Source organism: Acidaminobacter sp. (assembly GCF_030247605.1).
Lineage (GTDB): Bacteria > Bacillota > Clostridia > Peptostreptococcales > Acidaminobacteraceae > Acidaminobacter.
This window is the reverse complement of the sequence record NZ_JAOTSB010000002.1, coordinates 387,945-412,549: the sequence shown is the minus strand read 5'-3', so window position 1 is coordinate 412,549 and position 24,605 is coordinate 387,945. Positions and strand designations below refer to the sequence as shown.

Annotated in this window: 26 protein-coding genes and 1 riboswitch; of the genes, 19 read left to right on the top strand and 7 right to left on the bottom strand. The window is 47.6% G+C overall.

Annotation, left to right across the window (positions count from 1 at the left end; translation table 11 throughout):
• Positions 1-160: 160 nt before the first annotated feature.
• The 11 genes from fdrA to OEL90_RS01890 all read left to right on the top strand — a co-directional run bounded on the left by fdrA (position 161) and on the right by OEL90_RS01890 (position 10,407).
• Positions 161-1,693, top strand: coding sequence for an acyl-CoA synthetase FdrA (fdrA, locus tag OEL90_RS01940; protein WP_291402179.1), 1,533 nt, complete (start codon positions 161-163; stop codon positions 1,691-1,693).
• A 32-nt stretch (positions 1,694-1,725) separates the two neighbouring features.
• Positions 1,726-1,896: a fdrA domain protein gene (locus OEL90_RS01935; RefSeq protein WP_291402181.1), complete on the top strand. Its 171-nt coding sequence runs from the start codon at positions 1,726-1,728 to the stop codon at positions 1,894-1,896.
• A gap of 12 nt (positions 1,897-1,908) precedes the next feature.
• Positions 1,909-3,159 carry a DUF1116 domain-containing protein gene (locus OEL90_RS01930; RefSeq protein WP_291402182.1) on the top strand — a complete coding sequence of 417 codons (1,251 nt, stop codon included), beginning with the start codon at positions 1,909-1,911 and terminating at the stop codon, positions 3,157-3,159.
• A 66-nt stretch (positions 3,160-3,225) separates the two neighbouring features.
• Entirely contained in the window at positions 3,226-4,839 is a 1,614-nt protein-coding gene (locus tag OEL90_RS01925; protein ID WP_300686881.1) for an L-lactate permease, read from the top strand.
• A 6-nt stretch (positions 4,840-4,845) separates the two neighbouring features.
• Positions 4,846-5,043: a hypothetical protein gene (locus tag OEL90_RS01920; RefSeq protein ID WP_291402186.1), complete on the top strand. Its 198-nt coding sequence runs from the start codon at positions 4,846-4,848 to the stop codon at positions 5,041-5,043.
• 91 nt (positions 5,044-5,134) lie between these two features.
• Positions 5,135-6,073: a carbamate kinase gene (gene arcC, locus OEL90_RS01915; RefSeq protein WP_291402187.1), complete on the top strand. Its 939-nt coding sequence runs from the start codon at positions 5,135-5,137 to the stop codon at positions 6,071-6,073.
• 150 nt (positions 6,074-6,223) lie between these two features.
• Entirely contained in the window at positions 6,224-7,432 is a 1,209-nt protein-coding gene (locus tag OEL90_RS01910; protein ID WP_300686877.1) for a MalY/PatB family protein, read from the top strand.
• A 97-nt stretch (positions 7,433-7,529) separates the two neighbouring features.
• The gene (locus OEL90_RS01905; protein WP_291402190.1) at positions 7,530-7,952 is read left to right on the top strand and encodes a VOC family protein; all 423 of its coding nucleotides are present in this window, start codon (positions 7,530-7,532) and stop codon (positions 7,950-7,952) included.
• Positions 7,953-8,093: 141 nt separating this feature from the next.
• Positions 8,094-8,630: a DUF2284 domain-containing protein gene (locus OEL90_RS01900; RefSeq protein WP_300686875.1), complete on the top strand. Its 537-nt coding sequence runs from the start codon at positions 8,094-8,096 to the stop codon at positions 8,628-8,630.
• A gap of 41 nt (positions 8,631-8,671) precedes the next feature.
• Positions 8,672-9,586, top strand: a complete 915-nt coding sequence (locus OEL90_RS01895; RefSeq protein ID WP_300686873.1) for a DMT family transporter — start codon at positions 8,672-8,674, stop codon at positions 9,584-9,586.
• Positions 9,583-10,407 (top strand): MBL fold metallo-hydrolase, encoded by an 825-nt coding sequence (locus tag OEL90_RS01890; protein ID WP_291402196.1) that lies wholly within the window; start codon positions 9,583-9,585, stop codon positions 10,405-10,407. The genes OEL90_RS01895 and OEL90_RS01890 overlap by 4 nt, the downstream gene beginning before the upstream one ends.
• A 100-nt stretch (positions 10,408-10,507) precedes the next feature.
• Here the strand turns inward: OEL90_RS01890 and OEL90_RS01885 are convergent, their stop codons facing one another.
• The 7 genes from OEL90_RS01885 to OEL90_RS01855 form a co-directional block, all read right to left on the bottom strand.
• The gene (locus OEL90_RS01885) at positions 10,508-11,284 is read right to left on the bottom strand and encodes a UPF0280 family protein (protein ID WP_300686870.1); all 777 of its coding nucleotides are present in this window, start codon (positions 11,282-11,284) and stop codon (positions 10,508-10,510) included.
• Positions 11,285-11,287: 3 nt separating this feature from the next.
• Positions 11,288-11,707, bottom strand: coding sequence for an NIL domain-containing protein (locus tag OEL90_RS01880; RefSeq protein WP_291402200.1), 420 nt, complete (start codon positions 11,705-11,707; stop codon positions 11,288-11,290).
• The gene (locus OEL90_RS01875) at positions 11,707-12,885 is read right to left on the bottom strand and encodes a homocysteine biosynthesis protein (RefSeq protein ID WP_300686868.1); all 1,179 of its coding nucleotides are present in this window, start codon (positions 12,883-12,885) and stop codon (positions 11,707-11,709) included. Before OEL90_RS01875 ends, OEL90_RS01880 begins: the two co-directional genes overlap by 1 nt.
• 140 nt (positions 12,886-13,025) lie before the next feature.
• Positions 13,026-13,125: riboswitch (SAM riboswitch) on the bottom strand.
• 76 nt (positions 13,126-13,201) lie between these two features.
• Positions 13,202-14,167 carry a hydroxymethylglutaryl-CoA lyase gene (locus tag OEL90_RS01870; protein ID WP_291402204.1) on the bottom strand — a complete coding sequence of 322 codons (966 nt, stop codon included), beginning with the start codon at positions 14,165-14,167 and terminating at the stop codon, positions 13,202-13,204.
• Positions 14,168-14,323: 156 nt separating this feature from the next.
• Positions 14,324-15,301, bottom strand: coding sequence for a Gfo/Idh/MocA family protein (locus OEL90_RS01865; RefSeq protein WP_300686865.1), 978 nt, complete (start codon positions 15,299-15,301; stop codon positions 14,324-14,326).
• 210 nt (positions 15,302-15,511) lie between these two features.
• Positions 15,512-16,354, bottom strand: coding sequence for a 5-dehydro-4-deoxy-D-glucuronate isomerase (kduI, locus tag OEL90_RS01860; protein ID WP_300686861.1), 843 nt, complete (start codon positions 16,352-16,354; stop codon positions 15,512-15,514).
• Positions 16,355-16,475: 121 nt separating this feature from the next.
• Positions 16,476-16,706, bottom strand: a complete 231-nt coding sequence (locus tag OEL90_RS01855; RefSeq protein WP_291402210.1) for a hypothetical protein — start codon at positions 16,704-16,706, stop codon at positions 16,476-16,478.
• A 338-nt stretch (positions 16,707-17,044) separates the two neighbouring features.
• Between OEL90_RS01855 and OEL90_RS15275 the strand changes: the two genes are divergently transcribed.
• The 8 genes from OEL90_RS15275 to OEL90_RS01820 all read left to right on the top strand — a co-directional run bounded on the left by OEL90_RS15275 (position 17,045) and on the right by OEL90_RS01820 (position 24,567).
• Positions 17,045-17,233 (top strand): transposase, encoded by a 189-nt coding sequence (locus OEL90_RS15275; RefSeq protein ID WP_422652873.1) that lies wholly within the window; start codon positions 17,045-17,047, stop codon positions 17,231-17,233.
• Between the two features lie 172 nt (positions 17,234-17,405).
• On the top strand, positions 17,406-17,798 hold the full coding sequence (locus OEL90_RS01850) for a hypothetical protein (RefSeq protein WP_291402212.1): 393 nt from the start codon (positions 17,406-17,408) through the stop codon (positions 17,796-17,798).
• A gap of 402 nt (positions 17,799-18,200) precedes the next feature.
• Positions 18,201-18,881: a GntR family transcriptional regulator gene (locus tag OEL90_RS01845; RefSeq protein ID WP_291402214.1), complete on the top strand. Its 681-nt coding sequence runs from the start codon at positions 18,201-18,203 to the stop codon at positions 18,879-18,881.
• A 180-nt stretch (positions 18,882-19,061) separates the two neighbouring features.
• Positions 19,062-20,240 carry a M24 family metallopeptidase gene (locus tag OEL90_RS01840; RefSeq protein ID WP_300686857.1) on the top strand — a complete coding sequence of 393 codons (1,179 nt, stop codon included), beginning with the start codon at positions 19,062-19,064 and terminating at the stop codon, positions 20,238-20,240.
• Positions 20,241-20,285: 45 nt separating this feature from the next.
• Positions 20,286-20,828, top strand: coding sequence for a TRAP transporter small permease (locus OEL90_RS01835; protein ID WP_291402219.1), 543 nt, complete (start codon positions 20,286-20,288; stop codon positions 20,826-20,828).
• 83 nt (positions 20,829-20,911) lie between these two features.
• The gene (locus OEL90_RS01830; protein ID WP_291402221.1) at positions 20,912-22,180 is read left to right on the top strand and encodes a TRAP transporter large permease; all 1,269 of its coding nucleotides are present in this window, start codon (positions 20,912-20,914) and stop codon (positions 22,178-22,180) included.
• 26 nt (positions 22,181-22,206) lie between these two features.
• Positions 22,207-23,397, top strand: a complete 1,191-nt coding sequence (locus tag OEL90_RS01825) for a M20 metallopeptidase family protein (RefSeq protein WP_300686852.1) — start codon at positions 22,207-22,209, stop codon at positions 23,395-23,397.
• 120 nt (positions 23,398-23,517) lie between these two features.
• Entirely contained in the window at positions 23,518-24,567 is a 1,050-nt protein-coding gene (locus OEL90_RS01820; RefSeq protein ID WP_300686849.1) for a DctP family TRAP transporter solute-binding subunit, read from the top strand.
• The last annotated feature ends 38 nt before the right edge of the window (positions 24,568-24,605 follow it).

The window sequence follows — 24,605 nt, the reverse complement described above, 5'->3', positions numbered from 1 at the left end:
AGGCATTATAGTTATGAAGACCCAGATTTGAAGTTATGAAGGCACTTCTGCGACAGCCAGCAACTACCGCGGCAGACAACGGAGTGCCTTTTTCATACAAAGAATTCTTTGATATGTCATATTTAATAATGATTGGGATAAACTGCAAGAGGAGGTACCTATGATTACTAAGAATTTTATTAGAAGCAATACATATTATGACTCTGTTACACTTATGATGATTTCCAGCAAATTGTCTGCCATTGATGGTGTAGAGAATGCTGCTGTAATGATGGGTTCAGAGTATAACAAGCAGTTGATGTCGGACTCAGGGTTGCTGCTTGAAGAACACATGAACGCGACTCCAAACGATATGATTATTGGCGTCGTTGCAGCGAACGATGAGGCTGCGGCAGCAGTTCAAAAGGCCGTCGAAGAAGCTTTGGAAGAGAAAAACAACCAATCTGCGGCAGGCGATATTAAGTCGAAAACTTTAGAAGGTGCATCCAGAAGACTTCAAGGTGCCAATTTTGCTGTTGTTTCATTACCTGGTCGCTATGCAGCAAGGGAAGTTGACAAGGCTCTGGATCATGACCTGAATGTCCTGCTTTTCAGTGATAATATTTCAGTTGAGGACGAAATCAGGCTCAAAGATAAAGCTATTGGCAAGGGACTGCTGATGATGGGGCCAGACTGTGGCACAGCCATTATCAATGGGGTTTCTCTTGGATTTGCCAATAAAGTCAATCGAGGAAACATCGGAATTGTTGCAGCGTCTGGAACCGGTTTGCAGGAAGTCAGTGTCATTGTTCATAAAGCGGGTTTTGGGATTTCTCATGCCATAGGAACTGGTGGAAGAGACTTAAAGCCAGAGGTAGGCGGAAGAATGATGCTGGTAGGACTTGAAGCATTGAGCGAGGATCAGGATACTGACGTCATCGTGATAGTTACCAAGCCTCCGGGTGTCGAGGTTATGAAAAAAATTCTATTAAAAGCATCAATGATCTCGAAACCCATTATTGGGTGCTTTCTAGGTGGGGATCCACAACTCTTGGAAGAGTCCAACGTTGTATATGCCAAAACATTGGAAGATGCAGGTGTTATGGCGGTTCAAGTTGCCCGCGGTGAAATTCCAAGATCAGAATGGGATCAGGATCGCAAACAGAAACTCGAGGACATCGCTACACAGGAAAAGCTAAAATATGACAATCAACAAAAATATATTCGCGGCCTCTATTCAGGCGGGACATTAACTTATGAAGCGATGCTCTTAGGCAAGGACATGCTGGGTACAATAAACACCAATATCAAAATGGATGGGACGACCTTTCTCATAAACGTCGAAAAAAGTTATGGACACACTTTCTTGGACATGGGTGATGATTACTTTACTGATGGAAGACCGCATCCAATGATTGATCCAAGGTTACGCCTTCAACGAATGGAAAGTGAAATCGATGACCCTGAAGTTGCTGTCATTTCGTTTGACATATTGTTGGGTTATGGTTCACATGAAGATCCTGCAGGCGCGCTGTTGCCCGCTATCAGGAAAGCAAAACTAAAAGAACGACCTATTACTTTTATTGCGACAATTTGTGGGACAGATGGGGACTCCCAAGGTCTGGAAACACAGAAGGCAAAATTGGAGGACTTAGGTGTCATAGTCATGAACTCTAATGCTGAAGCTTCTCGATTGGCATTGATGTTGGTTTGAAGAGATAATTAAATTTTTACTGGAGGGCTGTAATGTCGAAAAAATCTGATGTCTTTGGTAAGCCTATGAAAGTTATTAATATAGGCCTTGAGACTTTTTATCATTCACTTAAAGAGCAGGGCGTCACCGCGGCACATGTTGAATGGAAGCCGCCAGCTGGTGGCAACGATAAATTGCTCGCCATTCTCGATAAAATGAAATAGGAGGCTAAAATAATGAATCCAAATATTCAAGCAGCGAACGAAGAAGCATTAAAACGAATAAATGAAGGTATGCCAGTCCTTGTGGATATTAAGTTTGCCCATGAAGTGTTGCCCGGTATGCGTAAAAATATCATTGGTCACTCTGGACCTCCTATTGACTGGGAAGATATGTGTGGACCTATGAAGGGCGCAATTGTTGGGGTCATCAAATACGAAGGCTTAGCAGAGAATGACGAAGAGGCCGTCAAGCTGGTCGAAGAAGGCGGTGTCGAGTTTGTCTCAAATCATAGCATGGGTGCTGTTGGACCAATGACAGGAATGATCAGTTACTCAATGCCGCTCTATGAAGTTAAAAATGAGACTTTTGGAAATTACGCATATTCGACATTTAATGAAGGCTTGGGAAAAGTCATGAGATTTGGCGCCAATAATGAGGAAGTCCTTGAACGGCTTAGATTTATGGAAACTTCATTGGCACCGGCTCTCAAAAAAGCATTAACACACACTGGCCCGCTTAATATACGTGTACTTATGTCAGAAGCGCTTGCCATGGGTGATGAAATGCATCAACGCAACATCGCCGCATCCCTATTGTTTGGGAAAACTGTTCTTCCTGCTATCTCCAGAGTCGTTGAAGATGTCGAAGAACGTTTTAGAATTACATCCTTTATTACAGACAATAAGCAATTTTTCCTCAATCTCTGTATGGCAGCAGGCAAAGCGATGATGGATCCGGTTAAAAATATTGAGGGATCTACTGTAGTAACGGCGATGAGTAGAAATGGGACCAATTTCGGCATAAAAGTCAGCGGACTTGGAGATGAATGGTTTGAGGCGCCTGTTAATATGCCTAAGGGACTTTATTTTCCTGGTTATTCAGAGTCGGATGCCAACCCGGATATGGGAGACAGCACAATTGTTGAAACTATTGGACTTGGCGGCTTTACAATGGGTGCCGCACCGGCGGTCGTCAGATTTGTTGGCGCTGCAAGTGTCGAAGCTGCACTCAATTATTCTCGAGACATGATGGAAATAACGGTAGGCCAAAGCCCATCACTGCTGATGCCAACCATGAACTTTGAAGGTGCTCCAACGGGCATTGATATTAGGAAAGTTGTCGAAACGGGTATTCTGCCAGTTATTAATACCGGTATGGCCCACAAAGAACCAGGAATAGGACAGATTGGCGCCGGCATTGTCGAGGCACCGCTGGAATGCTTTATCAAGGCCGTGCTGAGATATTCTGAAGTCTACAATATTTAAGGTTTGGTCTGAGGGGCGGCAGCCTTGATCAACTGGGCTGCTGCTTTAATCATTGGAGGCGGGATTATGGATTTACCTGTCACGTTATGGATGTGGCTTCTGGCATTATCGCCAGTCTTTATACTTCTTATATTGATGCTTAGATTCAATTGGGGTGCTGCAGATGCTGCTCCAATAGGCGTCGTTACAGCATCAGTCGTTGCATTTATTTTTTATGGTGCAGATTTTAATTTACTTGCACTCGAAAGTGCAAAAGGCATATGGAATGCGATTATTGTACTTTTTGTAATTTGGCCCGCAATTCTCCTGTATGAGGTAACATACGCTGCGGGGGCTTTTGAAGTTTTTAAGAGGGGCATGCAAAAGTTCACGCCTAATGAACTGCTCCAGATCATGACATTGGGATGGGTGTTCACCAGCTTTCTTCAGGGCATAACTGGTTTCGGTGTCCCAGTTGCCGTAGCTGCGCCGCTTCTGGCAGGGATTGGAGTTTTTCCGGTTTGGGCTGTTGTACTTGCTTTGTTGGGACAAGCTTGGGCTAATACGTTTGGAACCCTTGGAATTGCCTGGCAAGCATTGGTACTGTCAACGGGAATTGGGGATACCGCTTACTTCATTCCGACAGCATTGTGGGCTTCTGGATTCCTTCTGATAATTGATGTCTTTACTGGGATTGCATTCTGCTATTTTTACGGGAAAATGGCAGCTATTCGAAAGGGAATGCCCGCTATTCTGTTGATCAGCCTTATACAGGGTGGTGGTCAAATGATCTTCAGTATATTTGATCCAAATGTGTCGTGTTTTATAAGTACATTGATGGCATTAGCAGCAATTTATTTTATAGGAAAGCTGCCATTTTACAATACGCCTTGGAGACTGGAAGACAGTTTGATAATGGACCGTTCTGCCAAACATGGTCATGAAGAAGTTGAAAGTCAAATGAAGATGGCTGAAGCATTTGTTCCATACTTAGTTTTGACCCTTGCAACTATGATCTTTTTGATGATTCCGCCGGTCACCCAGTTTTTAAACTCTTGGCAGCTAGGATTCTCATTTCCTGAGACTCAAACGGTCTATGGCGTCATAAATAAGGGTTATATCAAATATTCACCCTTTAGTCCGCTGACTCATGCAGGAACGCTTTTACTGATCTCCTCCACATTGGGATATTTGTATTTTAGGTCAAAAAATTATATTCAGCCTGGTAAAATTATTGGCATTTTGCGTAAGAGTGTCGAAAAAACTGTACCTTCAACAATAGCGGTCGTTGCATTGATAATAATGTCTAAGATAATGGGCGGCACTGGTCAAACGACTGTATTAGCCAGCGGGACTGCTATGGTGTTAGGTAAATATTATGCGGCACTGTCGCCAGGCGTGGGAATGCTTGGTGCGTTTATGACAAGCAGCAATATGTCTTCCAATATCCTGTTTGGTGAATTTCAGCAAATGACTGCTAAACTATTGAATCTGGACATGTCGTTGATTTTAGGCGCTCAGACTGCAGGTGGAGCCATAGGAAGTACCATTGCGCCAAGCAAAATTATTCTTGGAACAACAACCGTAGGCGTTCTGGGTCAGGAAGGATTAGTGCTAAAGAAAATTATTGTTTGGGCTATATTATCTGCAACGTTTGTCGGCGCTTTTGTTATGATCATGACGATCCTTAATGGAGGATAGATAAAAATGAAGCAACACAGCTATTTTCAAACAGACGTGGGCAAACAGACCATTTCCGGTATACTCACCATCGGCAGCCTGCCTTTGCTTTTATTCAGCAGAGAAGCGAATAGCTTAGAAATGGGAGGATTGGGTTTGCTGCTGCTGTTTGGTGGAATGCTCTCGGTCCCAATTATGTCGCGATCCAAGAGAAGACAGGTCTGAAAAAGGATGGTGACAAGCCGTCTTTCAGAAAGAAGCGTAAATTGACTACTTATTTTAAGTAAATACGTATTATTTGCTAAGGAGTGAAAAAATGAGAATTGTTGTAGCGCTCGGTGGTAATGCGCTTGGAAATACGCCACAGGAACAATTGGAATTAGTCAGAGCGACATCAAGGCCTATTGTGGATCTTATTGAGGCAGGACATGAGGTCGTTCTGGCTCATGGCAACGGACCTCAGGTTGGGATGATCAATTTGGCAATGCAAATTGCTTCGGAGTCGAAGAGCGGGATGCCTGAAATGCCACTTCCTGAATGTGGGGCGATGAGTCAAGGCTATATTGGGTATCATCTGCAAAATGCATTATACGAGGAAATGAAGAAAAGAAATATTAACATTCCTGTGGCGGCTATTGCAACACAGGTCATAGTTTCATCAGATGACTCGGCATTTTCAGCGCCTTCTAAACCTATTGGTCTTTTTTATTCTGAAGAGAAAGCAAGACAACTTGAATTAGAAAAGAAATGGACATTAGTAGAAGATGCTGGACGCGGGTGGAGGCGGATTGTACCTTCTCCAAAGCCGGTTGATATTGTTGAAAAGGAAAGTATTCGGGTGCTGGTTGAGCGTGGTCATTTAGTCATTGCTGTTGGTGGCGGGGGAATCCCAGTTATCGAGGATAACTTTAGGTTGCTGGGCGTTGCAGCAGTTATTGACAAGGATTTTGCGAGTGCGAAACTCGCTGAAATTCTTGATGCAGATTATTTAATCATGTTGACTGGCGTTGATCAGGTTGCAATCCATTACGGCAAGCCAAACGAAACCTGGCTCAGTGAAATTTCGGTGACGGAAGCGCAACAATATATCAAAGAAGAACATTTTGCACCAGGTTCAATGCTCCCTAAAGTAGAAGCAGCAATTTCATTTGCTGAATCCAAACCTGGCAGAAAAGCCATGATTACATCGCTTGAAAAGGCAAAAGCAGGAATAGAAGGCAAAACTGGTACCGTGATATCTGTTAGTCACTCATAAACATAGTAAAGAACCCGAGCTAAATTTCATCCAATCTATGATAGTCATATTTATAAAGTCCCCGCTTCGGCGGGGATTTTTATTTGCTGTCGATCTTTGAAATTTGGAAGTTACTGTGTAATACTATAAAAAAAGGACAGGAGGCGCGCTATGACTTATAATTTCGATGAAATCATTGACCGAAGAAACACCAATGCCTTGAACACGGACGGTTTCCGGGATTACATCTTCAAAGCCCCGCCATCAATGAAATTTCCATATAAAGATGAAGAATTCATCAGAATGTGGGTTGCGGACATGGAATTCGCGACGCCGCCGGAAATCATCAAGGCTATGCAGGCGCGCCTTGAGCGAAGAATTTTTGGTTATACCATGATTTTTGACCCTGCCTATGGCGAGGCATTTTTGAACTGGACAGTCCGCCGTTACGACTGGCATTTTGATCCGGCGACGCTCGTGACTTCAAACGGCATCATCCCGGCACTCTACGAGCTGGTGGAATATCTGTGTGAACCGGAGGATAAAATTATAATTTTCACGCCGTCCTATGCCTACTTCAAGCATGCGGCGGATTACAACCAGATTGAGCTGGTTACCTCAGACCTGATCAATGATGAAGGTCGATACACCATGGATTTTGACAGCTTTGAGCGCCTTGCCAAAGACGAAAAAGTGAAGTTGTGCATTTTCTGTAACCCTCATAATCCCACCGGTCGAGTGTGGACACCTGAAGAGCTAAAGCGGTTTGGTGAGATTTGCCTGGAGAATGACATATGGATCATTTCAGATGAAATCCACTGTGACCTGCTGCGCCGGGAGTTCAAGCATGCGCCTCTAGCCAAATTGTTTCCTGACTCTGACCGGATCATTACCTGCATGGCGCCGAGCAAAACCTTCAACATGGCTGGCTTGATGATTTCGAACATCATCATTCCTAACGACGCGCTCCGCAAGATTTGGAAGCAGCGCCATTACAGCTTTGAGAACCCGCTAAGCATTGTAGCCGCTCAAGCGGCGTACACGTCAGGCCATGAATGGCTGGATCAGCTTTTAACCTATTTGGACGGCAATTTTGAATATACTCGTGATTTTCTCAGCGAACATCTCCCCAAAACGGTTTTCAAAATTTCTGAAGCCACTTACTTGGCATGGGTGGATATTTCTGCTTATCTCCCTGTGGAAGAGGACTATTGCCTGTTTTTCGCCAACAATGCAGGGGTTCTCTTAGAGGGAGGCAATCTCTTTGTTTCTAATTCCGATGGTTACATCCGCCTCAACCTCGCCTGCCCAAGAGCAGTACTTGCCGAAGGCTTGTCCCGAATCGAGAAAGCGCTTACATTTGGTCAAATTGGTGACTGATAAATAGTGTTTTTTGACTCTCTTTTGGGTAAAATAACTAAGTAGGGCGAATCAGGCAACAGCGAAATTGACCTAAATCTCCCAAGGAGGCTTTAAAATGTCAGTTGGTGTTTACGTTAACTTTGACGGTAATTGTCAGGAAGCAGTGGAATACTACGCAGCTGTATTTGAAACCGAACCTCCCGTCTACATGACTTTTGGCATGGGACCGGAAGATCCGTCCTATCCAATGCCGGAAGAGGCGAAATCCCGCATTATGCACACCAATTTAATGATTGAGGGCACTCTGATCATGTTTTCAGATACCTTCCCGGGGATGCCATTTACTGTCGGAAACAACATGAGCCTGATTCTTCAATGCGACAGCAAAGAACGCATCACGAAGTATTTTGAGAAGATGAGTGATGAGGGCAGCGTCGACATGCCGCTGCAGAAGACTTTCTGGAGTGAGCTCTACGGCAGCGTTGTGGATAAATATGGCATAGGCTGGCAGTTCAGCTATGACGAGAACGCGAAATAATTGAGGAAATCCCCGCCGCGGCGGGGATTTTTGTTTTGGATGAGGGTATAGCTGAAGTGGTGGTCGATTGACGCCTGTCCTTCACACCGCCTTCCATGTTATAATGGAAACCAAAGCCATAACTGAAAGGAAGTTGTCACCTTGGAAAAAGCGAAGATCATAGAACAGGCCATAAACCTTGGGGCACGTGATGCCCGGGTCATTCGCGTGGATGCCGTTAAAACCGCTGCCTGGGTTGCGCTGAAATGCCGCTATGGGTGTGACCATTACGGTAAGAGCCTATGCTGTCCGCCGCACACGCCAACTTACAAAGAGACGAGGGAAGTCCTTAAAGACTATTCGTACGCCGTGCTGATCCAGAGCCAGACACTTGAGGATACCACGGACCTGGCCCTCAATCTGGAGCGGGCGCTCTTCAAGCTGGGCTATCATAAGGCCATAGGTTTTGGCGCCGGCAAGTGCCTGCTTTGTAGCGACTGCACCATGGCGCTCTGTACGCGACCCTTCGAGGCGAGGCCTTCCATGGAAGCCTGCGGCATGGACGTGATGGCTACTGTCAAAGCCAGCGGCATACCTATAAGAAGTGTGGCCGATGGTCCCGTGGCTCTCGGTCCCGAATCTCCCAACAGCCCGGAAGACACAGCCTGCTGCGGCTACGGCCTGGTGTTGATCGATTAAGTAGAAACTGACAAAACGAATAATTTTGGAGGATCTAAAATTTGAAAAACCTGAAATATTGGATCATGCTGATCCTGGCCAGCTTTTTCTGGGCTGGAAATTACACTTTGGGAAAAGCTGTGGTCACCCAGGTAACCCCGCTTCAACTGACTTTTGTGAGATGGCTTTTTGCCTCGATTTTAATGTTAATCATTGCGACAATTATCGAAAAGCCAAACTGGAAGCAGGTCTTCAAATCTTGGCCAATACTGCTGTTCCTGGGCTTCAACGGTCTAATTGGCTATAACATGGCACTGTATACTGCCCTTAAATACACCACACCTGTGAATGCGTCTTTGGTAAGCGCTTTGAATCCAGCCTTAATGGTTGCGGTGTCTGCAGTCGTGCTTCATGAGAGGCTCTCAAAGCTGCAAAAGCTAGGTATTGTATTCTCGCTCTCAGGGGTTATGGTCATTTTAACCCAAGGGAATCTGGCGAGACTTGTCAGTCTTGACTTTAACCGCGGCGATTTGCTGATGCTGATTGCCATAGCGGTATGGACGGTATATTCCATTGTCGGAAAGCGGCTCAAAACTATTAAGCCCATCACAGCCAGTGCTGCTGCAGCTGTTCTGTCCACCCTTGTCATGCTGCCGGTGGTTGTCTATCAAACTAAGGCGCCCATTGCTTTAAACACCTCTGGAATACTGAGTGTGGTTTATATTGTCCTCTTTCCATCGGTAGGGTCTCTTATGTTTTGGAACCTGTCCGTACGACAAATTGGCGCGGCCACGGCAGGGGTCACCCTGAACCTGATCCCTGTGTTTACTTCCCTGTTCAGTATACTGATGGGGGAGTCCATCACTTTGCCTCAAATCATTGGAGGACTCATGGTTTTCGCAGGTGTCTACACGACCAGCGGACTTTTGGAAAATCAGATTGCAAAAAGAAAGAAAAAGCGTGGTGAAGCGGTATGACGGAAAATTCATTGACTTATATAGCCAACGCGGGTGTGATGCTCAAGCTGGACGGCAAGAAGATCCTGATCGATCCGCTGACGACGCCTGGCAATGTCCTATATTTGGACACCGAGCAGGCTGCGCGTGTGGCGCTGCTTACCAACGCTGCACCTTATGATCATGTGGATGTGGTGCTTGTGACCCATCACCACAGGGATCATTTTCACGCAGAAGGGATTCTGGCCTTGTTGGAGGCACAGCCAGGGGCGCATCTGGTGTCCAGTCCTGAGGTGATTCGGCGGCTGAAGGCCGCCTCTGTGTCGACTTTATCCGGGGAGGCCTTTGAGTCGGGCTCAAGCACAGTCCCGGGGAGCGACCGATGGACAGCGGTTGAACTAGAGCTTTACGAGCACACGGAATTGACCTGCAATGGCGTGACACTCCAAATCTTCAGGACGCTGCATGACGGCGAGGATTACGCTGATGTGACGAACCTGATGTTTGTCATAAAGTCGCCCTCCATGGTCGTGGCGCAGCTTGGCGACAGTGCGCCGGCGGACATAAATTTTGAAGGGATCCTTTCGAAAATTGGTTCACCGCTGGATGTGGTCATAGCCAACTTCCCCTACATTGCGATTCCCGCCGCGCGAAAGCTTGTGGAGCGCTGCTTGACACCTGCGTCCCTGGCGGTGCTCCATTTTCCGGATCCCACCGGGGAAGCTGCGAGATGGACTGAGGTAGCGAAAAAGAGTTTCGCCCGAGTCAAAGAAATTTATCTGCCCACGGTGTTGCTCGAGACCCTTGGAGAGACAGTATTTTTGCCGATGGTTGCGGATTAAGGAAAGAAACTCGGTGTCAGCGGCTTTGGCCTATCGACCCCGAGTTTCTTCATCAAAAAAAGAAGCCACTTGAGGACCTCAAGTGGCTTCTTTTCCTTTTTCACTTCTTCACCGGCTTAAGATCCAGCTCACCCCACATACCCAAATGCGCGTCCAGGATCACTAAGACGCCTTTAACGCCTGGGATGGCCGCGGCGAATTTCACTGCGGTGTCAATATCCTCGGGGGTGTTGACCCGGTTGGCGGTGGCGGTGGCGACGGCATCGGCTAAAGCGGTGTTTTGAGAGAGGATGACCGCGGCATGAGCTCGTCCAAAGCTGAGGGAATGTCCAAAGCGGCCGGAGGAGGTGCAGATGCCAAGTGGGGTCTCCTCGGGTTTGATGTGGAGGGCCAGACGGCCTGAGAGGGGAGAGTCTCCGGCATAAATCAGGACGCGGCGCGCGGTGGAGAGATCCAGGTAGAGATCGCCGCCATTTTCTACGATAACGTCCGCATTCCGCTGGCGCAGAGAAGAACCAACGACCTCGGCCACAGCGCCGGCGACGGCGGCCATGGGTCCCACACCGGCAGCTAAAGCGGCCTGTTTCATCTTCCGAATCATAGACGGATCCTCAGCCCGAGGCTCAAGAGGGTCCAGGCTATCCAGAAACTCAGGCTCTGACTCAATCTGTGAAACCAGAATGCTTCGGCACTCTGCCAGCACGTCCTCGACACCGTTGATCTCTGACGACACATAGAGGTCAAGGTCAGATTCCCCCTGGGTGACATTGAAGCGCCTGAGGGGATGCTGTTGCTGGCCGCTGGTCCAGTCCCTGTAGAAGCGGGGCTCGTAGGGAGGTTGGGTGATGTGACCATCGGCAGGGCCTTGGTTTTTCATTTTTTAGAGCACCGGCTCCGGCACCAGGCCTGAAATGGCGCGGGACGGGCAGACCGGGATGCAGTGGTTGCAGCCCACGCATTTGGCCGGATCGAAATTGAGCTTCCAGTCCGGCGCGGCAATAGTGAGCGCCTTGATGCCGCAGACGGAGGTGCACAGGCCGCAGTCCGTGCAGCGGTTCTCGTCAATGGTGATCACGGACGGGATCAGGTCCACGTTGAGGCCCAGATTCTGGAGATACTCAATGGCTTCCGAAATGGATTTGGACGGGCCTTCAATGTCGTAGAGGAGGGAGCCCATGAGGTTGAAATCTATGTTGGCCTTCAGGATGTTGAGCTTCAGGTCAAAGCGCTTGATGAGCTCGTAGGTCACCGGCGTGTTGGTGAGCGTGGCAGGGAATGTCATGTACATTTTCGTTTTCATTACTCCAGCACCTCCGCGTTGGCCATTTTTTTGACGCCTTGATTTTGGGTGAAGAGTTTCACTGGCGCCTGCAGCTCGAAGCTGCCGCTCTTTATTTTTTCCTTTAAGATGTCAGCGATTTCACGGGCCTTGCGCATGCTGGTGGTCGGGGAGGTCTTGACCATTTTGCCATTGATTTCAATCTGTCCGCTTTGGAGTTCCGCGTAGTTGACTTTTCTTACTGTTGGTCTTGACAGGTGCGGCACGGAATAATCGATGAGGTTCGTTTCGATGTCCTCATTGCGCACCGCGCAAAAGCGCAGCATCTCCCGGTCGAGGAGGGGAATCGGAATGCCAATGCCCACATTGAGGGAGGTGCCGTAGGCCTTGAAGACCGCGGGGCTGATGTACTTGGTGTCCATTTGTTTCAGGTCGCCAATGACCGCCAGCGTCGCGCCGGTGCCAATTGGGGTGCCGTTTGCGTTTCGTGTCGGAGCGGTGTTGCACTGGGTGCCGTTCCAGGACACGTAGCCGACCGCGCCGCCAACGAGAATCCTGGTCCCCATGCCGATGGTCCTGAGCTCCGGATCATTCAGCAGCGGGCTCAGGGCGCCTGAGGTCGCGTAGGTGACGTTGCCGTAGTTTGGAAGCAAGGTGCCCATGTAGGTGTAAACCGCTTTGCCGGAGCCGTTGGTGGCAGCGGCGTAGTTCTGGTAAGCGTTTCTAGGATTGAACAGATAGGCTTCATTTAGGTCTTCCAGCTTGACGGCGGCTTTAACTTTTTTGCCAGGGTAGCAGTCTGTCCCTTTGCTGGTGGCTTCGAGGACGACTTCTTTGCCGTCAATCAGGTCACAGATGACGTGGGCGCCGCCGTATTCATAGCCCTGGTCCTCGGATTCAGCGGTGGCGCCTATGTATGTATCCACAGCGGCCAGTCCGCCGTAGGCCTCGACCTTGTTGAGGGTCAGCTTTTCAAGGCGCGTTGGAGGATCGGAGTGCCCAAAGTTCAGGAAAGCGCCGGAGGAGCACATTGGTCCAAAGGTCGCGGTGGTGACCACGTCTACGGCCTCGAAGACCGCTTCTTCGCCGTCTCGGTCGATCATTTCCAGGATTTCTTCTGCCGTGCAGACGACAACTGTGCCGTTTCTGATTTTTTCATTGATCTCATCAAAGGTGCGTTTTTCTCTTTTGTCGCTCAAGGTGTGTCCCTCCGTCTCGGTTTGTGTTTCGATTTCGATTTCAATTTCAATTTGACTTTCTATTATATTGCTATTTCGCAATTGAAGAATCCGGCCATAAAAAAAGCCCCGCCGACGGCAGAGCTTACGTAATCACGCATTCCTCATCTTTCGGTTAAACCGCTGGATTTGGCACCACGCCTCAATGGGCAGGTTGCCGGACTTCATAGGGCCAGTTCCCTCCGTCTCTCTGGATAAGCGTCATCTCTATTAAGAGGTGACATATATTTAATTGAATTAATTATAGTGATCTGCCGATGGTCTGTCAAGTGACTTTTCATTTGTTGAGCTGCTTTCGCGCTGTTTCTGAGGTTAAATCCTCGCATCGGCCGCCCCTGAGGACTGCGCTGGCGCCGGGATGGCCAACTATAGCTTCCGCCAGGCGCGCGGTATCCATGGCCTTTGTCAGGTCGACGCCGGTGTCGATGCCCATTTCGTGCATCATGTGAATGACGTCCTCTGTGGCAATGTTGCCGGAGGCACCTGGGATGTACGGACAGCCGCCGAGCCCGGCAAATGCGCCATCGAAGGTTCTGAAGCCGGCCTGTAGGCCGGCGACAATATTAGCCATGGCCATGCCGCGAGTGTTGTGGAGGTGGAGCACCCAGCGGACTTCCGGGAAGGTTTCGATCATATGGCTGCCCAGCTCGAAGATAAGTCTTGGATTGGCCATGCCGGTGGCGTCGGAGAGGGAGAGCTCGGTGATGCCGAGGTTGAGATACTGACGGGTGATCTTTTCGAGCTGTTCGACGGGAATTTTCCCTTCAAAAGCGCAGCCCCAAGCCGAGGACATGGCCCCTGAGACTTCAATATTGTTTTTAGCCGCGAACTCAACGCAAGTCTCAAAGCCTTTCATCATTTCCAGCGGTGTTTGATTGAAGTTGTTGATGCAGTGGGACTCACTGACAGAGACTGTCAGCTTGGCTTTTGTCAGCCCGGCAGCATGAGCCCGTTCAAGGCCTTTTAAGTTGGGCACCAGGACGCGGTACTCCACGCCGGGAACTTTGGTCATGCGGGAAGCCAGCTCCTCGATGCCGGCCATTTGTGGGACCGCTTTGGGGTGGACAAAGGCGCCCAGCTCGACGATTTTAACACCGGAGTCGACCACAGCGTTTAGAAGCTGGAGCTTCTCATCTACGGTGAGGATTTTAGGCTCGTTTTGAAGTCCGTCTCTGAGCCCGACCTCGCAGATCGTGACTTTGTCTGGCCAGAGCAGGACGGGTTTGATTTGTGGGATTACCAAAGGGGATTCTCCTTTCGAGGCGAATTTGCGAATTGTGTCTGAATTGTAGTGAGTACCTGTTGCTCAGTTCAATCTTGTACCAGAGCTTGGTGTAAATTTACACCTTAGGGGAAGCGGTTGTCAGCGGCCTTTGGCCTATTGACCTAGGTTTCCCGATTACCGCATGCCAGCAGCTAAGTAAATTTTGTCGATCACACGCATGTTGAGAATCGCATCTTCAGCAGGGAGGATAGCCGATGGTCGCCCTTCCAGCACACATTCACTAAAGTGCTCAATTTGTGCAGCATAGGCGTTGGTTTGATACTCGAAGACGCTGGTGCTGATCTTGCCATTTTTAGTTATGCTGACTTTGGGGTGCTGGTAGGGAAACTCTATACGCATCAAGCCTTCGGTACCGGTGATTTCAATGGACTGGTTATAGCTGCCTGCGAAAGTACAATCAATTGTGGCGAGCCTGCCACCGGGAAATTTCATGGCAACAGCCATGGCTTGATCGACAGCGCCATTAGGTGTCATCTGAGGGATTGCTGCAACAGACTCCGGCTCCCCGCCCATAATCAATCGAATGCCTTGTATGCAATAGCATCCAATATCATAAAGGGCGCCTCCCCCATAAGCGGCGTTTAGCCGGATGTCATCTTCTTTAAGGACCTGAAAGGAATAGCGAGCGGAGACATTTTGGATGGATCCGATTTCACCTTGATTGAGCAGTTCGCGAATTTCCTGCCATTTTGGATGACAGCGGAATGCAAAAGCTTCCATAAAGAGCACGTTATGTTTCGCGGATACCTCAACCATTTGATGCGCCTCAGCTTCGCTTAGCGCCGCGGGTTTTTCACATAGGACATGTTTGCCAGCAGCTGCGGCTTTCTGTGTCCACTCGAGGTGCAGATGATTTGGTAGTGGAATATAGACGGCATCTATTTCTGAATCGTCGAGTAAAGTTTCATAAGAGCCGTAAGCCTTCGGAATGCTGTGGGCCTTTGCCATCCGGTCGGCTTTCTCCTGCGAGCGGCTGGCTATTGCGATGACTTCAGCATTTTCAGCTTTTTGAATGGCTGGTATGACGCGTTCATTGGCGATCCACGCCGCGCCCAGGATGCCCCATTTGACTTTGTTATCAATATTTTTCATAGGATAGCCACCTTGCGATCATGCAAATTGTTTGGAAATTGTAGTGAGTGCCTGTTGCTCAATTTGGATTGGTGCCAAAGCTTGGTGTAAATTTACACTTTGAGAAAACTGGGTGTCTGCGGCCTTTGGCCTATTGACCCCCAGTTTCACTTCCACAAAAAGAAACCGGTTCGCCGGTTTCTTCCTTTTTACGTCTGTTTCTCGTCCACCTTATCTCAAATCCATCACCTTAATATGATCCATGTCAGTGAACGTTCTATTTTCACCGGCCATAGCCCAGATAAAGCTGTAATTGCTGGTGCCGCAGCCAAAGTGGACGGACCAGCTCGGGGAGATGACGGCTTGCTCGTTCTGCATGGCGATGCTTCTCAGCTCCTGAGGCTGCCCCATGTAGTGGAAGACCAGGTTGTCTTCAGGAACATCGAAATAGAGGTAGACTTCCATGCGGCGTTCATGGGTGTGGCAAGGCATGGAATTCCAAACACAGCCGGTGTCCAGGATGGTGCAGCCCATGGAAAGCTGACAGGTCTCAAGAACTGCCGGATGGATCAGCTGGTAGATCACGCGCTTATTGGAGGTTTCGAGGCTGCCAAGCTCTACTTTGTTGGCGGTTTCGAGAGTGATCAATTTGGTTTCGAACCTGGTGTGGGCTGGGGCAGAGGTCATGTAATACTTTGCAGGTTGGGAAGGATCATCGCTTTTGAAGAGGACTTCACGGGTTTCCTTTCCAATATAAAGGGCATTGAGGCGGTTTAGGGGGTAGGCGTGACCATCGGCAATTACCGTTCCTGGTCCTCCCAAATTGATAATGCCCAGTTCACGGCGCTCCAGGAAAAAGCTGACACCCAGGTCCTTTTCAGGGTCAACGTTCTTCTGAAGGTCGAGGGTGGCGGTCAGGGGCATGGCACCCAAGGTCAGGACGCGGTCGATGTGGGAGTAAACCGCCGTCACGTCATCAGGGACGAAGACCTGCTCAAGGAGAAACTCAGTTCTAAGTTGGGTGGTGTCATAATGTTTGGCATCTTTTGGATTGGCGCCGTAGCGTACGTCCATTTGTAGACCTCCTTGCAAATAGGGGTTGTGATTGTCTGAGTCTATGCATGCAGAATGCCTCTGGCAGCGGGAGACCGCTGCACGGAGGCACTCAAGTTGAGTGTACGTAAGCAAGCTTTGGTTAATCAAAGATTTTTTCGCGTTCGAAGAGCTTTGGTTCTGCTTCATCTGTGGAGATAGGTCCTTCGTGCTCGACATTCCAGTGTTCAAGCACTTCCGGATCAGGGTCTGCAGAACTCTTATAGGCTTCTTTTGCAAGCCTGATGTCTTCCTCCAGCTGTTTTAGTTCCGCGAGCAGAGCTTTTCTTCGGTTGTTAAGGTCAGCGACTTTTTGGAGCATAGTTTCGCTCATTAGAACACCTCCTCATTTTAGCATTAAACTTATACCCTGAAAAGGACGGGAATCACACTTAAAGGATAGAAGTTAGGGAGGAAGTTTGGGAAAAGGATGCGGTTAATAATAAATGGCTCTGTTAGCTGTGTGTGTTGATAATGGAAAACGACATAATCGAATCCACATTCGGCTAAAATCAAGACAGTTATATCTAATCTCATTAAGAGGTGATAGATATGACTGCAAATGTAAATGAAATTAGAATACTGCTGAATTTGCTGTCATGAGAAGATTTAGAGCAAATAAATGCAGAAATTATAGATCAGTTAGAAGGCTATATTGGTCTTCCTGACTTTTTGAACAAGTGTGCAGAACAAAGATTTGCCGATGGATTAGTCTGTCCTAATTGTGGAAAGAAACATATTGTCAAGTTTGGTAATGCCAGAGGAAAGCAAAGATTTCGCTGCAAGGATTGTGACAGGACTTTTACTCCCTATACTAAAACTATCCTTGCCGACAGCAAACCAATACATAGGAAACTATAAGTATTGGTTTAATTGGTCGGAGAGAAACAGTAGGATCAGCAGATACAGACAAGTCAAATCCTTGTTCTATGAGAGCATTTCAAGTATGCTGATACTGACAAGAAAAGATATTAGAGAAACAAAACCGTTCGGTGTTATCAAATCATAAACTCGAATTAGGAGGTGTCATTATATGAAGAAGAAAAGTATTGTTATAATTGTAATCTCAGTAATAGTTGTTCTGACTTTCTCCTTTTTAGTTGGAACAGGCTTTACCGAAAGAGCTGATGTGATATTGCTCGACTATTATGTATCAGAGGAGGGCGCAAAATTGACTTTTAATACCACCATTCTATCGTCTATGGGTTATACAAGAGGTTTTGAAGATAAGAGTGGTGCATTAAAACCGCATTATCTTGTCTTTTATTCTACTTTTGGTGGCTTGAATAGTTCATTTAGGGCAAAAAGTGAGTTTGAACTAGTTTTGGGGGAGAATGACACAGAAATCTATTTCAATCGTGCAGACGGTGGGTATGAACTTGTCTTGCAAAAGAATATCGAGACAGGAGAATGGACAAGACCGTAAGATGGATTTTGCTTCATCAACACACAAGGCTAAAAGAGCCAAATAAATTACAGCAGATGATACACCGCTCCGCGCCAAACCTTGCTGTGCTCGGTTCAGGCTGCGCTGCATTTTAAGATAGATGTACTCTATGATCAATCGGTTGCTAAAGGTACAGTTTTGGTTGCCAGCCGTGCACCTCGCTCCGCTGCGCTGCGCTTCGGTCGCGGGCTGCGCCCTATACAAAGTCATATGATTTCACGCGCCAGAGAGCAAGCTCTCTAACGCGCAAAATCATATGACTTTGTGCACGGCTTTAGTTTTTCGCAATTATCTGAAAAAAAGGATTGTAGATTGTCGACAATCTGCTATAATAGGTTTATAGACAACAGAAAATTCTCCTTAGCAAAGGGGTCATGCCCAATGGCAGAAGCGATAACTGAATATCAACGGGACAATTTGTGTTCCGTTGTCTCCGATTATATTAAAGAGCTAATACTTGTGGGAAAGTACAAAGCCGGAGACCATGTGCTGGAAGCGTCAATTGCTAAAAATCTCGGAATCAGCCGTTCGCCGGTGAGAGAAGGGATCAAGGATCTCGAAAAGGAAGGTATTGTCGAAATTGTTCCCAGAAAAGGGACTTACGTTACAACTTTCAGCATTAAAGACGTCCATGAGGTCTTTGATATTCGAATTCTTCACGAATATGACATATTAAGGATCCTGATCCAAGAGAACAAATTAAACGATGAGGATTTTAGAATTTTGACCAGTCTGGTAGACCGCATGGTCTATATTGTTAAGAGTGATTTGAGCGATCAGGAAAAAGTCATTCAAATCAACAAAATGGATATGGATTTCCATATATATTTATGGAACAAATCTGACAGCAAGCGTCGGATCAAAATTCTGAAAGACATGTTTTTTCAGTTAAAAATGGCAATGATGTACGACACAAATGAAACAGGGGATTTGATGCAGACCGCTACGGATCACTATGAGATCATTGAGCATCTCAGGAACGGGGATCTGGAGAAGTGCAAGACAGCTTTCCTGAATCACATCAACAGTTATAAACAAGGCAACTTTGAGAATCCCTATTAAGGCTACCGACTAAAGAGGAGGTTGTCTCCTTTTTAATAACAATTGTCGACAATCGACACAAAATCTTACATTTAGGATTTGTCACAATGAAACACAATGAAATATCATCAACAGCACTAATTCACTAAGAAGTTAATGTTGTTCAGAAGTAGCAATCAAAGGACGGAGGTTGAAAGAGAAATGAGTAAGACGCTGTATTTCGAAGTATCGGAATATCAGGAAAGACTTAGCCGGACGCAGAAAAGCATGGCTGAGAAAGGGATTGACGCACTAATAGTCACAGATCCTGCCAACATGAATTATCTATCTGGATTTGACGGATGGTCCTTCTATGTCCATCAATGTCTGATCGTGTTTGTGGATCAAAACAAGATCATGTGGGTCGGACGCGGACAGGACGGTAACGCTGCCAGACTGACTACATGGTTGGAAGAAGAAGATATCCGGGCTTACACGGATGACTATGTTCAATCCCTTGTTAAGCATCCTATGGATTTCGTATCAGATATCCTTAAAGAGAAGGGCTACGACAAAAAAGTCGTCGGAACAGAAATGGATACATATTATTTCACGGCGAAATGTCAGGAGAGCCTGATGAAAAATTGCCCATCGGCAACTTTCATTGATGCTACTAACCTGGTGAACTGGGTTAAGATCATAAAATCCGACAACGAAATTGCTTACATGAGAAAAGCTGCACGTATTGCCGAGCACGTTATGGAAACTGCTTATGAAGCCGTGGATATTGGTGTCAGACAATGTGATGCTGCAGCCAAGGTTTCAGCGGCCCAGGTTTACGGGACAGAAGAATTTGGCGGGGACTATCCTTCCATTATTCCGCTCATGCCAAGCGGCATTCGAACCTCAACACCGCATCTCAGCTGGACAGATGAGCCTTACAAGGACGGCGACACGGTCATTCTCGAGCTCTCCGGTTGTTACAGACGCTACCACTGCCCACTCGCAAGAACTATGATCTTAGGCAAAGCGCCTCAAACGGTCATTGATTTGGGCAAAGTCGTGGTAGAAGGGATTAACGAAGCCTTAAGTGTCATCAAGCCAGGCATCTATGCTGAAGATGTGGAGCGCGCCTGGGCGAAGAGCATAGCCAAGAGCGGATTCATCAAAGACTCCCGCATTGGTTACTCCATGGGACTAAACTACCCGCCTGATTGGGGCGAGCACACTGCCAGCTTAAGACCTGGAGACAAGACCGTGCTTCAACCAAATATGACCTTCCACATGATCCCAGGCATCTGGTTGTCGGATTGCGGCGTTGATATCAGCGAATCATTCCGCGTCACAGAAACGGGTGTTGAGACCTTCACGAACTATCCGAGAAAACTGCTCGTGAAATAATCCAAAAGCGCGAGAAACTCGCGGTTTTGAAAGGAGTGAAACGGGTTGAAGAATATCTTTAAATTCATCACAAGATTTGAAGAGTTTGTGTTAAGCTATTCAATTTTGCTGATGGCATTTATCCTCATCGGCAGCGTGTTAAGCAGAACGTTCCTGAACTCCAGCTGGACCTTCGCAGAGGAAGTGGGGCAGAGCTTAACCATCATCGTCACGTTCATGGGCGTCGGGTATTGCGCAAAGAAAGCAAACCACATCACCATGTCAGCGGTTTTCGATCTGCTAAATCCTAAGTTCAAGAAAATTTTCATGATCGTCATCTCAGGTGTTTCTGCTGTCATGATGCTCTACATTGCCTTCATCAGTTTTCAGTACACAATGAAGGTTCTGGAGCTCGGCAGGGTTACCCCTTCACTGAGAATACCTATGTATCTGATCATTGCGATTGTACCAATAGGATTCATCCTGGGCGCAATCGAGTACGCCAGGACTTTTATCCTGAACGTGACAAGAAAACAGCTCTATCTTTCCACTGAAGTAGTGCTGGATACGGACCTTAAAATCATCCCGCCTTCAGATGCCAATGCGTGATGAGATTCCCAACTGACTGAATTTGGCTGGCGAAGGTTGGCAGTTAAAAGACTGCCGCCCGGTCTGGCCAGGGAGGTGTTGACTTGGTACTTTTATTAATGGCCATCATGGTGGCGCTCTTGCTGCTGAATTTTCCAATGTTGTTGACCATGATCGTGGCACCACTGACGATCTTGCTCAATTATTTTCCTAACGTCAATCCAATTCTGGCAATCCAGCAGGTTGTTGCCGGTGTACAGCCCTTCGTCCTGCTAGCGGTTCCAATGTTTATTTTGGCAGCGGACATCATGTCTGCCGGGCAAACTGCAAAACGGCTCCTGGACTTTGTTCAGACTTTTGTAGGGCACATCCACGGCGGTCTGGGAATCACGACCGCGGCAACCTGTACATTATTTGGCGCCATTTCCGGCTCTACTCAGGCTACAGTTGTCGCCATAGGGAAACCTATGAGAAACCGGATGCTGGAAAGTGGTTATCGCGATTCTGATACTATCGGCTTGATTATTTCATCAGCTATTATCGCGCTTTTAATCCCGCCTAGTATCTCCATGATTATGTACTGCGTCGTCACAGGCGCCTCCGTCGGAGACCTATTCATTGCAGGCGTCCTTCCGGGCTTATTGATTCTCGCCTTTTTCTCGGTCTTCATCTATTTCGATGCCCGAAGAAAAAACATACCCCTAAGCAACAGACTTACATTTAAAGAGCGTATGGTTTCTTTCAAAAAAGCGATCCTGCCGCTCGGTTTTCCGGTCATTATCTTTGCTGGGATCTACTCTGGGTTTTTCAGCCCGACTGAAGCTTCCGCCATTGCTGTGCTTTATGCGCTGATTTTGGAAATGCTGATTTTCAAGACGATCAAGCCTAGAGATTTGCCTAAGATTGCGCTGTCTACCGGTGCCGTCACGGCTTCAGTCTTTATTCTGGTCGCAGCTGGTTCACTCTTCTCCTGGGCGATTTCATACGCGAGAATTCCGCAGATCATAACTGCTGCTATTCTCGGTGTCGATCCAAGCGCGCTTAGAATCCTTATTACTGTGACTTTCGCTTACTTTATTGGATGTATGTTCGTCGACTCAATCGTTGTTATCATCATTTTGACGCCAATCTTTTTCCCGCTGGCAATGGCAGCTGGAATTCACCCAATCCACCTTGGCATCGTCGTCACACTTCAAGCCGCGATCGGTTCCATTTCTCCACCGTTTGGCTGCAACATCTTTACCGGTATAGCGATCTTTAACAGGCCGTTCCTTGAGGTCATAAAAGGACTTCCGCCTTACATCTTTATGCTGGTGATCATTTCGGTGCTGATCATTGCCTTCCCACAAATTTCGCTGCTGCTGGTGCCTTAAGACCTACGAGACAAGGAGTATGAAGGATGGACACTATTAAACAAGCTGTACTGGCGCTGGAGTCCGAACTGATTGAACTCAGACGGGATTTTCACCGGCATCCGGAGCTGGGTTATCAGGAATTCAGAACATCTGGCATAGTCAAGAATTACCTCGAAGCGCTTGGTATTGAGACCCAGGTTGTGACCGGCACTGGAGTTGTTGGCCTCTTAAAAGGCGAGAAGGACCCAGGCTCTGCCGATGGTCCCACAATCCTCCTCCGCGCCGACATGGACGCTCTTGCACAAGAGGAAAAAAGCGGTGTCGACTACACGTCACAAACGCCTGGCTTGATGCACGCCTGCGGACATGATGGTCATACTGCCATGCTCTTGGTTGCAGCAAAGATCCTCTCTGGTTATAAAGACCAACTTAAGGGCAACGTCAAATTTGTATTCCAACCTAACGAAGAGGAAGCAGGTGCCCTCAACATGATTGAGGCAGGTATCCTTGAGAATCCAAAGGTTGACGCGGCTTTCGGTGTTCACATCTGGACCCCGGTGCCGAGCGGAAAAATTGGACTCTCAAACGGACCAGTCATGGCAGCCACAGAAGAATTTGAGCTTGCCATTATTGGACAACCAGGGCATACTTCAACACCCCATACGGCAAAAGACCCAATTCTGGCGGCTTCAACGATTCTACAGCTGCTGCAAAGTATTCAAACCAGGGAAATAGATCCTTTAGTGCCTATCACCATCATGGTAGGCAAGATTAAAGGCGGCAGCGGTCGGAATATCATTGCAGACCGCGTCGAACTGGGGGGCACCATCCGATTCATGTTCGCCAATGAGCCTGTCGAGAAAAAGATCCTAATGGAGAAGTTCGAGCGACTGATCAAAGGAGTTTGTGAGGCCCAGGATGTGGGCTATGAGCTGAAGTACATTCCGAGCAATCCGACACTGATGAATGATGAGCGCATGGTTCAAGTGCTGAGGGAGGCGGTGGTCGAAACTATCGGCGGACCTGAGGGCATTATTGAGCATCGCTGCATGGCAGGTGAGGATTTCGCGGAGTTCACCCAGAAGGTACCCAGCGCGTTTTATTTCCTTGGAACGGGCAATGCGGAGGTGGGCAGCCAGTATCCGCACCACCATACCTGCTTCAACATTGATGAAAGCACACTCAAAACCGGCGTGGAGATTCACGTCAGAACTATTATGAATATGCTGAAGTAACACACTGTACCAACCCACTGTACCAACAGCGGACGGGCGAAGCGGCAATAGCCAGAAGCAGCTGCGAGCCCAAAAGCTGAGGTCATACACTAAGTTGAAGAGACTAAGGGAGGATTCATTGTGAAGAAGCTTATTACATTGTTAATGCTGATTGTACTCGTAGGGGCTGCGGCTGTCGGCTGCGGACAAAAACCTGTGGAGGCCCCTGCGGCAACCGGTGAAGAGACTTATAGCTGGCGTTTTGCCCACGAGGAAATCGACGGCAGCGTTCAGGATCTTTATGTCAAGAAGTTTAAAGAAATCATTGAAGAAAAGTCCGGCGGCAAGATCAACATCGAAATTTATCCTGTAGGCCAAATTGGCGATGCGCTCCAACAGGCTGAGATTCTTCAAAATGGCGGCATTGAGTTCGCAATTGTATCTCCGGGCAACACTGGTACCGTCGTTCCTGAGAACCAATTATTCTCACTCCACTTCCTCTTCTCAGATGATATGGACAAGAATGCTGAAATCTTCAAAAACAGTGTGGCTTTAAACGAAATGCTCAGCGCCAAATATCTTGAAAAGAACATTCAAGTCCTGGCTTACTGGACAGAAGGCGCAATGCAGTGGACTTCCAACAAACCGGTCACAACCCCGGCTGAATGGCAGGGCATGAAAATGCGTACCATGCAGTCTCCTATGATCGTCGCAGCCTACGAAGCATACGGTGCGAATCCTACGCCGGTTCCATACATGGAAGTTTACTCCGGTCTCCAGCTCAATATGATTGAAGGTCAGGAAAATCCACTCTTCGCGATTGAAGAAATGAAGTTCTACGAAGTTCAAAAGTACCTCACACTTGCCAGCTCCAACCTGTTCATGACAACAACGGCAACCAATCCAGATTTCTTTAACGGACTTCCTGCTGATATTCAACAAATGGTTCTCGACACAATTGATGAGCTTCGTCCTTACTCCTTTGAAATTCAGGCAGACCTCAATGGTGCTGCCCTCGATAAAATCAAAGAAGCGAGCGATATTGAAATTGTCGAACTTACACCTGAGCAACGCGAAGCTTTCCAAGCAGCCAGTGCTGCCGCGTATGACCGTTACGCAGCTGTCGTCGGCGCTGACGGCAAAGCGATCCTCGACAAACTGATCGAAGAAGTTGCGGAAATGACGAAGTAATAAAGTTAAAATTAATAGTTAAATAGGATGTGCCTGGA